Origin of the sequence: Streptomyces sp. DT224, assembly GCF_049844595.1 — a bacterium.
Taxonomy (GTDB): Bacteria; Actinomycetota; Actinomycetes; order Streptomycetales; family Streptomycetaceae; genus Streptomyces.
Window position 1 is genome coordinate 433,854 of record NZ_JBNCLI010000003.1, and the last position, 11,772, is coordinate 445,625.

The 11,772-nt window shown below is 72.4% G+C and carries 9 protein-coding genes; 4 read left to right on the forward strand and 5 right to left on the reverse strand.

The features are described 5' to 3' along the window. The first annotated feature begins 363 nt into the window (after positions 1 to 363). A complete protein-coding gene (locus tag ACLQ2N_RS09235; RefSeq protein WP_425811328.1) occupies positions 364 to 963 on the forward strand; it encodes an RNA polymerase sigma factor in 600 nt (199 codons plus the stop codon). Positions 964 to 1,031: 68 nt separating this feature from the next. Beyond that, positions 1,032 to 1,910, forward strand: coding sequence for a CU044_5270 family protein (locus ACLQ2N_RS09240; RefSeq protein ID WP_425810912.1), 879 nt, complete (start codon positions 1,032 to 1,034; stop codon positions 1,908 to 1,910). Between the two features lie 63 nt (positions 1,911 to 1,973). Here ACLQ2N_RS09240 and ACLQ2N_RS09245 read toward each other — a convergent pair whose 3' ends face one another. Beyond that, on the reverse strand, positions 1,974 to 3,449 hold the full coding sequence (locus ACLQ2N_RS09245) for a S28 family serine protease (RefSeq protein WP_425810914.1): 1,476 nt from the start codon (positions 3,447 to 3,449) through the stop codon (positions 1,974 to 1,976). Between the two features lie 131 nt (positions 3,450 to 3,580). Then, complete coding sequence (locus tag ACLQ2N_RS09250) at positions 3,581 to 3,997, reverse strand: hypothetical protein (RefSeq protein ID WP_425810916.1); 417 nt, start codon at positions 3,995 to 3,997, stop codon at positions 3,581 to 3,583. Between the two features lie 185 nt (positions 3,998 to 4,182). Here ACLQ2N_RS09250 and ACLQ2N_RS09255 point away from each other — a divergent pair, with 185 nt between their 5' ends. Then, entirely contained in the window at positions 4,183 to 4,674 is a 492-nt protein-coding gene (locus ACLQ2N_RS09255) for a hypothetical protein (RefSeq protein ID WP_425810918.1), read from the forward strand. Positions 4,675 to 4,676: 2 nt separating this feature from the next. Here the strand turns inward: ACLQ2N_RS09255 and ACLQ2N_RS09260 are convergent, their stop codons facing one another. The 3 genes from ACLQ2N_RS09260 to ACLQ2N_RS09270 all read right to left on the reverse strand — a co-directional run bounded on the left by ACLQ2N_RS09260 (position 4,677) and on the right by ACLQ2N_RS09270 (position 11,244). Beyond that, positions 4,677 to 8,426, reverse strand: a complete 3,750-nt coding sequence (locus ACLQ2N_RS09260; RefSeq protein WP_425810920.1) for an ABC transporter ATP-binding protein — start codon at positions 8,424 to 8,426, stop codon at positions 4,677 to 4,679. Between the two features lie 154 nt (positions 8,427 to 8,580). After that, the gene (locus tag ACLQ2N_RS09265; protein WP_425810922.1) at positions 8,581 to 10,062 is read right to left on the reverse strand and encodes a protein kinase domain-containing protein; all 1,482 of its coding nucleotides are present in this window, start codon (positions 10,060 to 10,062) and stop codon (positions 8,581 to 8,583) included. 222 nt (positions 10,063 to 10,284) lie between these two features. Next, positions 10,285 to 11,244, reverse strand: coding sequence for a serine hydrolase (locus ACLQ2N_RS09270; RefSeq protein WP_425810924.1), 960 nt, complete (start codon positions 11,242 to 11,244; stop codon positions 10,285 to 10,287). Positions 11,245 to 11,405: 161 nt separating this feature from the next. On the opposite strand from ACLQ2N_RS09270, the gene ACLQ2N_RS09275 reads away from it, so the two are divergent. After that, positions 11,406 to 11,765 (forward strand): hypothetical protein, encoded by a 360-nt coding sequence (locus ACLQ2N_RS09275; protein WP_425810926.1) that lies wholly within the window; start codon positions 11,406 to 11,408, stop codon positions 11,763 to 11,765. Positions 11,766 to 11,772: the final 7 nt, after the last annotated feature.

Consider the following 11,772-nt stretch of genomic DNA (forward strand, 5'->3'; position numbering starts at 1 on the left):
GTCCTGTCCACGAAGGCTGTGGACGGTGATGCAGGTCTCGGTTTGGCGACCTGGACCGAATGAGGGTCTTCCGGGTCCGGTGTGGATCGTGACATCTGCACCGGCCCGGAAGGCCCTCCCTCATGCCCAGCCGCGCATGGCCGGCCTCGCAGGCGGCGAGATCTGTTCGCCCGGTGGTCAGGCATCGGCCGCACGTGAAAGCGGCCTTCGTCCGAACAGGTGCTCCAACCAGGCACAACGACGCTGCCCAAGGCTGTCGGCCGGGCAGATGGCGGGGACTGACACGCTTACCTGACTCTCATGAACGCAGATCATGGGAACCGGCCTTCGGTGTACGGACAGTCAAGGGGCGTGGACATACAACTGAGGCCGCGCATCAGAGCCGGCGACCACGAGGCGTTCGGAGAACTGTTCGACACGTGCTCCCGCTCCGTCTACAACCACGCGTACCGGCTGACGGGTGACTGGGCGCTCGCCGAGGACATCGTCTCGCTGACCTTCCTGGAGGCGTGGCGGCTACGCGGAACGGTGGAGGAGGAAGGCGGATCGCTGCGGCCGTGGCTGCTCGGAGTCGCGACCAACGTCACCCGCAACACCCGTCGCGCCGCGCGCCGGCACTCGGCGGCCCTGGCGCGGCTGCCGCGCGAGCAGAGCGTGCGGGACTTCGCGGACGAGGTCGTGGGACGGATCGATGACGCCGAGCAGCTCACCCTCGTGCGGACGGCCCTCGACGCCCTGCGCACGCCGGAGCGCGAGGTGCTGGCCCTCTGCGTCTGGGCGGGCCTGGGCTACGCGGCGGCCGCGCTGGCGCTCGGCGTGCCGGTGGGAACGGTCAGGTCCCGGCTGTCGAGGGCCCGCACGAAACTCGCGCTCGCCCTGGAACCGGACGGCGCGCGCGGACAGGCAAGAGATGACCGCACCACTGCGGTCAAGCCCAGGCCCGTTCAGGAGGGAAACCGATGAACCACGTTCCCCAGCTCCCCGAGAGGGAGCTCCCCCCGGGTCGCCACCACGTTCTGAAGGAGCATCTGATGCGTGAGATCCGTGAGGACGCAGCCACTGGCACCGAGCCCCGAGCGGGCCGTGCGCGGTGGCTGCGCCCGGCAATCGCCGTGCCCGCGGTCGCTGTCCTGGCTGCTGCGGTGGCCTTCACAGGGGTGCAGGTGACCAGCCCTGACGCGGAAGGCACGAGAGCGGAGCCGACGCAGGTCGTGCAACTCCTCGATGGCATCGCGCTCGCCGCCGAGAAGTCGGAGGCGCCGGGGGCGATTCGCGACGACCAGTACGTGTACGTCGACAGCAAGGTGGCGTACGCCTCCATGGCGGCGGACGGCAGTACCGCGCCGAAGCTCGACCCGGTGCACCGGCGCCAGGCGTGGAAGTCGGTGGACGGTGCCCGCAGCGGGCTGGTCCGGGAGAAGCTGTCATACCTGCCCGGCAAGGGCGAGACGAAGCTGGAACGCGACACGCCCGGTGTCGCGAGCAACACCAACTACCGTCACCTCCAGACCCTGCCGACCGACCCCGCCAAGATGCTCGACTGGCTCCACAAGGCGAGCAGCGGCGGCAAGAGCGCGGAGCAGAACGCGTTCGCACTGGTCGGTACCCTCTCGCGCGAATCGCTCATGCCGCCCGAGGTGGCTGCCGCGCTCTACCGGGCCACCGCGAGGATCCCGGGAGTCGTCGTCGTCCAGGACGCGGTGGACGCGGCCGGGCGGCACGGAGTCGCGATCGGGCGCGAGGACGCCGGAACCATGGAACAGCTCATCTTCGACAAGAAGACCAAGGCGTTCCTGGGGGAGCGCGAAGTCGCGGTGCGAGATGCCGGCCACGTGAAGAAGGGTGATCTGCTCGGTGTGAGCGCGGTCATGCACCGCACGGTGGTCGACGGGCTCGGTCAGCAGCCGTAGGAATCCTCGAAGTGAACGGTCCCGCCGCCTGTCGGCGGGACCGTTCTCAGGGAGCAGTTGAGGTCACGGGCGCCGGACGCCGAGGCGGTGGTCGGTCGTCAGCTCCTTGTTGTCGAGGCGCGCGTCGAACTTCGCGAGCGGCTTCGCCTTGGACTCGTCCTGCTGGACGGCGGCCGGTGCGACGCCCGCCCAGCGCAGGATCGCGGCGGTGGCCGTGGCGTTCTCCGACGGCGCGAGGCCCGCGACGTTCGACCCGTGGTTCCCGCCGGGCGCGGTGAACACATAGCTGTCACGGGCGCCCGCCCCGAGCCGGAAGCGCTCGGCGCCCCACGGGTCGTTCTCGCCGTAGACGTACAGCATGTGCGTGGCGTGGTGCTTGACCCAGGTGTCGACGTCGCGCATCACGGACGGCTGGAACTTCATGGGGATGGAGCGCGGTACGAAGGTGCGCGGCGGCTGGTAGCCGTAGCGGCTCAGCTCGCCGAGCCAGGGCTGCTCGATGTCGGGTGACCCGAGCTGGGTGCCCGCCTGGTAGTAGTACGGGGTGTAGGTGGCCAGGCCCTGGTCGGTGTAGGCGGAGAAGCCGGAGATCTCGTCGACCGAGTCCCAGATCTCCTGGTCGGTCGCCTTCTTCGCGTCGGCCGGGAGGCTGTCGCAGTCGGCCAGCAGGCTGTACTGCCAGAAAGCCCACACGTAGTCCATGACGACGGCCTCGTACGCCTTGTCCAGGGAGCCGACGGTGTCGAAGGTGTAGCCGTTGCCGGCGGCGTACCGCGCGTACTTCTCCTCCAGCGGGGCGCGGCGGATCAGGGCCTCGCGCTGGACGCCGCCGAGCTTGTCGCGGCACTCCTCGGTGCCGACCTCCGCGAAGAACCGGTCGTACGCCGAGTCCTCCTTGTTCACCACGTCGTTGGGGGCGACATAGGCGACGACGCCGTCCATGTCCTTCGGGTAGAAGCGCTCGTAGTACGTGGCGGTCATGCCGCCCTTGGAGCCTCCGGTGGTCAGCCAGTTCTCGGAGTAGATCCGCTTGAGCGCGGTGAAGACGCGGTGCTCGTCGCTGGCCGCCTGCCAGATGTCGAGCTTGGACCAGTCGGCGGGCGAGGGGCGCGACGGGGTGAAGAACCGGTACTCCAGCGAGACCTGGTTGCCGTCGATGATCCGGGTGGGCTCGGAGCGGCTGGGGTTGGTCGAGACGTTGTAGCCGCCGGTGTAGAAGACCGTGGGGCGGGAGGTGTCCTTGTGCAGCAGGGTGATCCGCTGCTGGAACGTTCCCTTGGACGGGTGGCGGTGGTCGACCGGCTGGGTGTAGTTCAGGACGAAGTAGCGGTAGCCCGCGTAGGGCTTCTCCTCGATGAGACTCATGCCCGGGATGGCCAGGATGCGGTCCTTGATGTCCGTGCTCGTTCCGCTGTCGCTCACGGCGGTGCGGAGCGAGGCCGGTCCGGCGGCGGTGGCCGCCCCGGCCGAGGCACCCGTCGCGCTCACCGTGCCGATGAGCACCGCGAGCGACAGGATTCCTCTGAGCGCCTTGCGCATGCGTGTCCTCCCCTGAGCCGTCTCCGGAGTCCCGCGAGACGCCTCTTGGTCCACAGCTGACGCGGTGAACCTAGCGGGGCAACACGCGTACCACCAGACCTCCTTGCCGGGGCCCGGGAGGCGTCACCCGCTCAGCAGAGGATCCAGCTCGTGCGGGCGCCCTTGCCCCCGACCGAGCCGGAGACCCGCACGCACCGGTTCAGGGCGTGCACGGTCACCGGGCCCGCCCGCCGGGTGTAGCGGCCGCTGTCCGTGACGGGGAGGCCGCCGCGCGGCTGGATGGTCACGGACATGGGGCGGCGCTTGCCGGGTCTGGCGGCGACGGCGGTGACGCAGGCATAGGCACGCGATGTGTAGACGCGGAGCTCACCCGTCGCGAACTTCACCGTCTTCTTCGGGCGGCCCGCGCACACCGAGGCGGCGTCCGCGCTCCCCGCGACCGCCCCGCCGGTCACCAGTGCGAAGGCGGTGGCCAGGGCGAGGACCACCGTATGACGGCGGAGCCCGCGCCGCACGCCCCGGGCATGTCCTTCGGTCCCTCTGGTCACAGCAGCCCCATCGCCTCATCGAACATCCGCGCCTCTACCCGACACCTGGGCGCATATGCCTGTACTTGCGTACGACGCGGGAGGCCATCCGGAGGTTGCATCCGGCGGGCCCGGCACCCGCGCGGGCCGCAGCGGCCCACCATGGAGCCGGACAGGACAGACCACCACGAAAGGCAGGAACCGCCATGACCCGAACCCGCTCCGTCCGGCGCACCGCCGGCCGTAAGCTGCTCGCCTCGACGCTCCTCGCCGCCGCCGTCGCCGTGCCCGCCGCCGCCACGGCCGCCCCGCGCGAGGCGTCCGCCGGGGCGACGGTCCGGGACGAGACGTCGACCCGGGAATCGCGGCTGGTGGACGACTTCTACCGCGCGTACACCGACGCGGTGGCCGCCGAGGACGGCGGGGACCTCGCCACCGCGCTGCGCGGCTTCTACCTCACCCCCGGGCTGCGCGCCCGCCTCGCCGACTGGGAGGCGGCGAACCACGCGGACGGCGTGCTCCTCGCCCAGGACGTCCCGGTGGACCACCAGGTCACCCCGGGCCACAGCGGCGCCGGACACACCTGGTCCACGGTCCGGCTCACCTGGGGTACGCCCGAGGACCCCGCGTACACCTACCTGACCGTGCGCTCCGACCTGGAGACCGGGAAGATCTCGGGGATCCGCGACGGCGCGTAGCCTCACACCCCGGCCGGCTCGTCCTCCCCTATGAACGTGCGCCACAGCACCGCGTAATGCCCGTCGCGGGCGAGGAGTTCGTCGTGGGTGCCGTCCTCGACGACCCGGCCGTGGTCCATCACCACGACCCGGTCCGCGCGGGCGGCGGTGGTCAGGCGGTGGGCGACGACGAGCGTGGTGCGGCGGCCCGCGAGGCGGTCGGTCGCCTGGTTGACCTGCGCCTCGCTGGCCAGGTCGAGCGAGGCGGTCGCCTCGTCCAGGAGCAGGATGTCCGGGTCGACCAGCTCGGCGCGGGCGAGCGCGATCAGCTGGCGCTGTCCGGCCGAGAGGTTGCGGCCCCGCTCGGCGACCTCGTGGAGGTAGCCGCCGTCCAGCGTGGCGATCATGTCGTGCGCGCCGACGGCCCTGGCGGCCGCCTCCACCTCCGCGTCGGTGGCGTCCGGCCGCCCGTAGGCGATGGCGTCCCGCACGGTCCCGGCGAAGAGGTACGCCTCCTGGGGTACGACTCCGAGCCGGCGCCGGTACGCGGTGAGACCGAGGCCGCGCAGGTCGGCGCCGTCCACCGTGATCCGGCCCTCCGTCGGGTCGTAGTACCGGGCGACCAGCTTGACCAGGGTCGACTTCCCGGCCCCGGTCTCCCCGACGAACGCGACGGTCTGCCCGGCCGGGATGCGCAGGTCGACGCCCCGCAGGGCCGTCTCCTCGTCCCCGTAGGCGAACGACACGTCCTCGAAGGCGATCTCGCCGCGCAGTGCGCGGACGTGCCGTGCCTCGTCGCGGTCGGTGGTGGAGGCGGGCTCGCGCAGGAGTTCCTGGATGCGGCCGAGGGAGACGGCGGCCTGCTGATAGCCGTCGAAGACCTGGGAGAGCTGCTGGACGGGCGCGAAGAACAGGTCGATGTAGAGCAGGTAGGCGACCAGCGCGCCCGCGGTGAGCGTGCCGTTGTCGACCCGGCCGGCGCCGACGATCAGCACCGCCGCAGCGGCCACCGACGACAGCAGCTGGACGAACGGGAAGTAGACGGAGATCAGCCACTGCCCGCGCACCCGCGCCTCGCGGTACTCGCCGCTGCGGGCGGCGAACGCGTCGGCCCCGTCCCGCTCGCGCCGGAACGCCTGCACGATGCGGAGGCCGGCGACGGACTCCTGGAGGTCGGCGTTCACGACGCTGATCCGCTCCCGGGCCAGCTCGTACGCCTTGACGCTCTTGCGGCGGAAGAAGACGGTCCCGACGACGAGGACGGGCAGGGTCGCGAAGACGACCAGGGCCAGCTCCACATCGAGGACCAGCAGCGCGACCATGATGCCGAGGAAGGTGACGACGGAGACGAAGGCGGTGACCAGGCCGGTCTGGAGGAACGTGGACAGCGCGTCCACGTCCGTCGTCATCCGGGTCATGATGCGGCCGGTCAGCTCGCGCTCGTAGTAGTCGAGCCCCAGGCGCTGGAGCTGGGCGAAGATCTTCAGCCGCAGCGCGTACAGCACCCGCTCGCCGGTGCGTCCGGTCATCCGGGTCTCGCCGATCTGGGCCGCCCACTGCACGAGGACGACGACCAGGGCGAAGGCGGACGCCGTCCAGACCGCGCCCAGCGCGAGCTGGGTGACCCCGTCGTCGATGCCGTTCCGGATCAGTACCGGGAGCAGCAGTCCGGCCCCGGCGTCCACGGCGACCAGGCCGAGGCTGACCAGCAGCGGCAGCCCGAAGCCGCGCAGCAGCCGGCGCAGCCCGTAGGAGTCCTCGGGGTGCACGGCACGGGCCTCGTCCACGTCCGGGGTGTCGTTCGCCGGGGGCAGGGCGTCCACCTGGGCGAGCAGCTCGGGCGTGGCGGGCGTGCCCGCCGTGTCGGTCCCCCGGTCCTCCTCCCTGCGCACCCACAGCTCGGGCGTGATGCCGCGCTCGGCGTCGAACGCGGCGTCGATCTCCTCCTGGAGCGCGCGGTCCCGCACGGGGTCCTCGACGGCTTCCGGGACGCCGGCCGGGCGGTGGCCGGGCGAGGGGGTCCCCAGCTCGTCCGGGTCGGTGAGCAGGCGCCGGTAGAGGGCGCAGCGGCGCTCCAGCTCCTCGTGGGTGCCGAGGTCGGCGAGGCGGCCGTCGTCGAGGACGGCGATCCGGTCCGCGAGGTTGAGGGTGGAGCGGCGGTGGGCGATGAGCAGCGTCGTGCGGCCGGCCATCACCTGGCGCAGGGCCTCGTGGATCTCGTGCTCGACGCGGGCGTCCACGGCGGAGGTGGCGTCGTCGAGGACCAGGAGGCGGGGGTCGGTGAGGATGGCGCGGGCGAGGGCGATGCGCTGGCGCTGGCCGCCGGAGAGGGTGAGCCCGTGCTCGCCGACCTTGGTGTCGTAGCCGTTCGGCAGCTCGGCGATGAAGCGGTGGGCCTGGGCGGAGCGGGCGGCCCGTTCGATCTGCTCGTCGGTGGCGCCGGGCAGGCCGTACGCGATATTGGCGCGGACGGTGTCGGAGAACAGGAAGCTGTCCTCCGGGACGAGTCCGATCGCGGCGCGCAGCGAGTCGAGGGTGAGCTCCCGCACGTCGTGGCCGCCGACGAGGACCGCGCCGTGCGTCACGTCGTAGAAGCGCGGCAGGAGCAGCGAGACGGTGGACTTGCCGCTGCCGGAGGCGCCGACGACGGCGACGGTCTCGCCGGGTTCGACGGTCAGCGAGAAGCCGTCGAGGACCGGGCGGCGGGTTTCGTCGTAGCCGAACCGGACGTCCTCGAACTCGACGCTCGCCGGCGCGTCGGCGGGCAGCTCCTTGGTGCCGTCCTCGAGGGAGGGCTCGGTGTCGATGAGCTCCAGGACGCGTTCGACGCCGGCGCGGGCCTGCTGGCCGACGGTGAGGACCATGGCGAGCATCCGGACCGGGCCGACGAGCTGCGCGAGGTACGTGGAGAACGCGACGAACGTGCCGAGGGTGATCTCGCCCCGGGTGGCCAGCCAGCCGCCGAGGGCCAGCATCGCGACCTGGCCGAGGGCGGGCACGGCCTGGAGGGCGGGGGTGTAGCGGGAGTTCAGCCGGATGGTGCGCAGCCGGCCCGCGAACAGCCTGCGGCCGACCTCGCGCAGCTTGCCGGTCTCCTGCTCCTCCTGCCCGAAGCCCTTGACGACGCGGACGCCGGAGACGGCTCCGTCCACGACACCGGCGACGGCGGCCGCCTGCGACTGGGCGTACCAGGTGGCGGGGAAGAGGCGGGCGCGGGAGCGGCGGGCGATGTACCAGAGGGCGGGGGCGACGGCGACGGCGACGAGCGTCAGCAGCGGCGACAGCCAGGCCATGATGACCAGGGAGATCAGGAACAGGAGCACGTTCCCGATGGTCATCGGGAGCATGAAGAGCAGGCTCTGGATGAGCTGGAGGTCGCTGGTGGCGCGTCCGACGACCTGTCCGGTGGACAGCTCGTCCTGGCGCCTGCCGTCGAGCCGGGTGATCGTCCCGTACATGCCGGTCCGCAGGTCGTGCTGGACGTCGAGGGCGAGCCGGCCGCCGTAGTAGCGGCGGATGTAGGTGGAGGCGTAGACGAGGACGGCCGCCACGATCAGCAGGCCGGTCCAGACGGCGAGGGAGCGGGTGTGGCCGACGACCACGTCGTCGATGATCACCTTGGTGATCAGGGGGACGAGGGCCATCACGGCCATGCCCGCGAGCGAGGAGCCGAGCGCCAGCAGGACGTTGCGCCGGTAGCGCCAGGCGTAACCGCTCAGTCTCCGCGCCCAGCCGCCCCGCTGCCCGCTTTCCGTCTCCCGTGCGTCCGCCACCCGGTGCCTCCCGTCCGACCTGATCCGACGGAAGGCACCAACGCGGTGTGCTGCGGATTTCATCCCTCCGCAACAAATACGGGACCTGGGACCTAGGTCTCCCTCGGCGGCCGGCCGCCGGCAGGGGGTCCGCCCTCGTGGTCGGCCTGGGCGTTCAGTCGGCGGTGCCGGACTCCCCGCCCCGGGCCGCTTCCGTCTTCCCGGCCCGGCCGGGCGGTTGCCGGGAGGACTCGCTCGCCGTGGCGCTCGGGGACGCCGGTGCCGGCGTGGTCGTCGCTTCGCCCGGTGTGGCGGATGTGGTGGGGGAGGCCTTCGAGGGGGTGGGTGCCGTGCTCCGGGAGGGCGCCGCCGTGGGGGTCGTCCCGTCCGGGCCGGTGCCGGGAGTGGACGCGCGGGTCGCGTCGGGCGAGGCGGTGGAGGCGCCGGGTGCGGGCGGGTCGGCGCTACGGGTCCCGGCCGCGGCATGCGGGCGGCCGGTGGACTGCGGCGTCGCCGGCGGGGCGCTCGTCGTGCCGCGCGCGCCCCCGTCGTCGGGGGCGTGAGCGCCGGCGGTGGGAGCGGTGGAGGCGCGGGGCGCGTCCGGGCCGGCGTCGTACGGGGCGGAGCTGCCCGTGACGGCGAGGACGACCGCGGCGACGGCGGCGAGCGCGACGCCGCCGCCGGCCATGGCGGTGCGCCCTCGTGGACCGCGGGCGTGGCCGTCCCCGGCGGGCGGCGGGTCCGCGTGCGCGGGTCCTGCCGTCGCGGTCGGCTGCGGCTCGCTGCCGGGAGGCGGGGCGGGGACCGGCGGGGCGGCCGTCGCGGGCGGCGTGCCGGCCAGTGCCGTCAGGGCGCGGGCGCAGTCGCGGGCCGTCGGGCGGGCCTCGTCGTCCTTGGCCGTCATCCGGCCGAGCAGGGCGCGGAACTCCTCCGGCGCGTCGAGCGGCAGGGCGGGTGGGCGGTGCAGCCGTGCGATCGCGGCCTCGACGGGGCCGCCGCCGTACTCCAGCCTGCCGGTGAGGCATTCGAGGAGCACCAGGCCGAGGGCGTAGATGTCGGCGGGCCGCCCCACGGTCCGGCCGAGTACCTGCTCCGGGGACAGGTAGGCGGCGGTGCCCACGAGTGTGTCGGGTGCTGTCCGGGTCGTGGCGTCCAGGGGCCTCGATATGCCGAAGTCGGCCAGGTACGGACGGCGTGCGGTGTCCAGGAGGATGTTGGACGGCTTGACGTCGCGGTGGACGATGCCGGCCTCGTGTGCGTGAGCCAGCGCCCGGGCGAGGTCGGCTCCGAGTGCGGCGGCGGCGCCGGCGGACAGCGGGCCCTGCGCGATGTGGTTCTTCAGCGTGGTGCCTTCGATCAGCTGCATGACCAGGAAGGCGCGTCCGTCGTGGTGCCCGGCGTCGAAGGCCGTGACCAGGCCGGGGTGGTGCAGCCGGGCCAGGATCTCCGCTTCGCCCCGCCAGCTCTCCTCCGCGTCGAGGGAGGTGTCGGGCCGGAACACCTTGACGGCCACGGCTCGTCTCATCCTCAGGTCGAAGCCCCGGTAGACGTCCGCCGCACCGCCCGAACCGAGAGACTCGTCAAGGCGGTACCGGCCGCTGAGCACCTCGGCGTGAAGCCGGGAAGCGGTGGCCTGAGCAGATTCGCGAAGCCTCATTCCCTCTCCTACTGCGTTGGAGGGCTTACGCCAGTCGGTGATCCGGACCCGACGCTCCTTGAGACGCCGCGTACCCGGAAGAGCCGCGTGCAGCCCTGCCCATCGCCGTCCGCCGGCGACCCGGCCCGAGCACGGTGTGCGGCTCTCGCGTCTCCCCCGCCCCGGCCCGGGCCCGGCAGGAGGCGGGCCCGGGCCGGGGCGAGGGGCCCCTGGTGCCGCCCGCTACCGCGGCCTGGCGGTGAGCATCCGGCCGGCGGGCGCCTCCGGGACCGGCGGGACGGCTTCCTGCGGGGCGGCCGGGACGGAGACGACCCTGCGGTGCATGATGCGCGGGTTGAGGTCCTTGTGGACGACCCGGGCGACGGCCTGAATGGTGTTGATGCCGTCGTTCATCGTCTTGTTGTCCTGGGTGAGCACGGTCAGTCCGTAGTCGTGGCCGTTGCCCGTGAAGGCGCCGATGCTGTGGACCCGCCAGCCGTGCGTGGAGCGCGACAGCCAGCCGTTCTTCACCTGGACGGTGGTCCCGGTCACGGCGCCGGCCGGGGTGCCCCAGCGCTGCGAGGAGACGACCTTCTTCATCAGCCCCAGCTCGTAGGAGCGGGCGCTGTCGGTGAGCACGGAGTTCTTCGAGGTGAGCAGGGTCAGCAGCCGCTGCTCGTCCTGGGCGGTGATCTGGGTCAGACCCCAGTAGCCGCCGGAACCGGGCACGGTGTGGGTCATCCCGGCCGCCTTGAGGAAGGCGTTGACCTTGCTGACGCCGAGCTGCTTCCACAGGCTGGTGGTCGCGTCGTTGTCGGACTTGGTGATCATCTTGGTGCTGAGGTCGATCTCGCGCTGGGTCAGGTAGCGGTTGTGCTTGGCGTTGTCCCACAGGAGCGTGGCCAGCACGGTCGCCTTCACGACGCTCGCGGAGTCGTACGTGCTCGTCGCGCGCAGCGTGCACGTGGTGGCGGTGGACCGGTCGTAGAGCGCCAGCGCGACGGTGGACTTGCGGCCCTTGAGCGCGGCGGTGATGTCCTTGGTCAGCTGGGCGGCGAGCCCGGCCCGCTTGGAGGTGCAGCTCACCTGCGCGGTCGCGGCGGACGCCGGCGCCGCGGCGAGTGCGACGGGCGCGAGGACCCCGGCGGCGACGGCGGCGCAGAGCGCGGCGCGGGCGCGCCCGGTGGTACGGGACATGGTCATGGTGCGTTCCCCCTGGAAGGTTCCTGCGGGCGGCCCCCCGGCACGCCCGCAGGAGATGACTCGCGGGGAGCCGGAAGGTTGTACGCCCCCGCGACGCGGGGTTCGCCGCCGGTCCGGGGCGGGTAGTCATGAGAGCCCGCCGGTGGATCAAGGGAGGGCACATGGCCGACGGTCAGCTCACGGACGCCTATCGCTGCGGACAGCTGTACGCGGCACTCGCGGCGCTCGAACGGCTCGGCTCATCGAACGGAAAGGTCGCGCTGGACGACAAGGACGTCCGGTCGAAGGCGGCGGAGAACCCGCGAGGCACATTGCCCAACTACTTGAAGCAGGCGGTCGCTTACCTCATGGCGGCCCAGCACCGCCGCAAGGGGGCCGAGGCGGCGACCGTCTTCCGGGCGATTCCCGATCTGCTGCCGCGCACGAAGGAGCTGCCGGGAAGCCTGAGCTACGCGCAGCGCGACGACTTCTATATGGGGTGGTGCGCGCAGGTGAAGGCGCTGGAGGCCGCAGCGGGCTGAGCCCGGA

What these genes read in the sequence shown, in the direction of transcription:
- ACLQ2N_RS09270 (WP_425810924.1), bottom strand. Translation starts at nt 11,244, where the DNA reads ATGACCATGTCCCGTACCACCGGGCGCGCCCGCGCCGCGCTCTGCGCC.
- ACLQ2N_RS09265 (WP_425810922.1), bottom strand. Translation starts at nt 10,062, where the DNA reads ATGAGGCTTCGCGAATCTGCTCAGGCCACCGCTTCCCGGCTTCACGCC.
- ACLQ2N_RS09255 (WP_425810918.1), top strand. Translation starts at nt 4,183, where the DNA reads ATGACCCGAACCCGCTCCGTCCGGCGCACCGCCGGCCGTAAGCTGCTC.
- ACLQ2N_RS09240 (WP_425810912.1), top strand. Translation starts at nt 1,032, where the DNA reads ATGCGTGAGATCCGTGAGGACGCAGCCACTGGCACCGAGCCCCGAGCG.
- ACLQ2N_RS09275 (WP_425810926.1), top strand. Translation starts at nt 11,406, where the DNA reads ATGGCCGACGGTCAGCTCACGGACGCCTATCGCTGCGGACAGCTGTAC.
- ACLQ2N_RS09245 (WP_425810914.1), bottom strand. Translation starts at nt 3,449, where the DNA reads ATGCGCAAGGCGCTCAGAGGAATCCTGTCGCTCGCGGTGCTCATCGGC.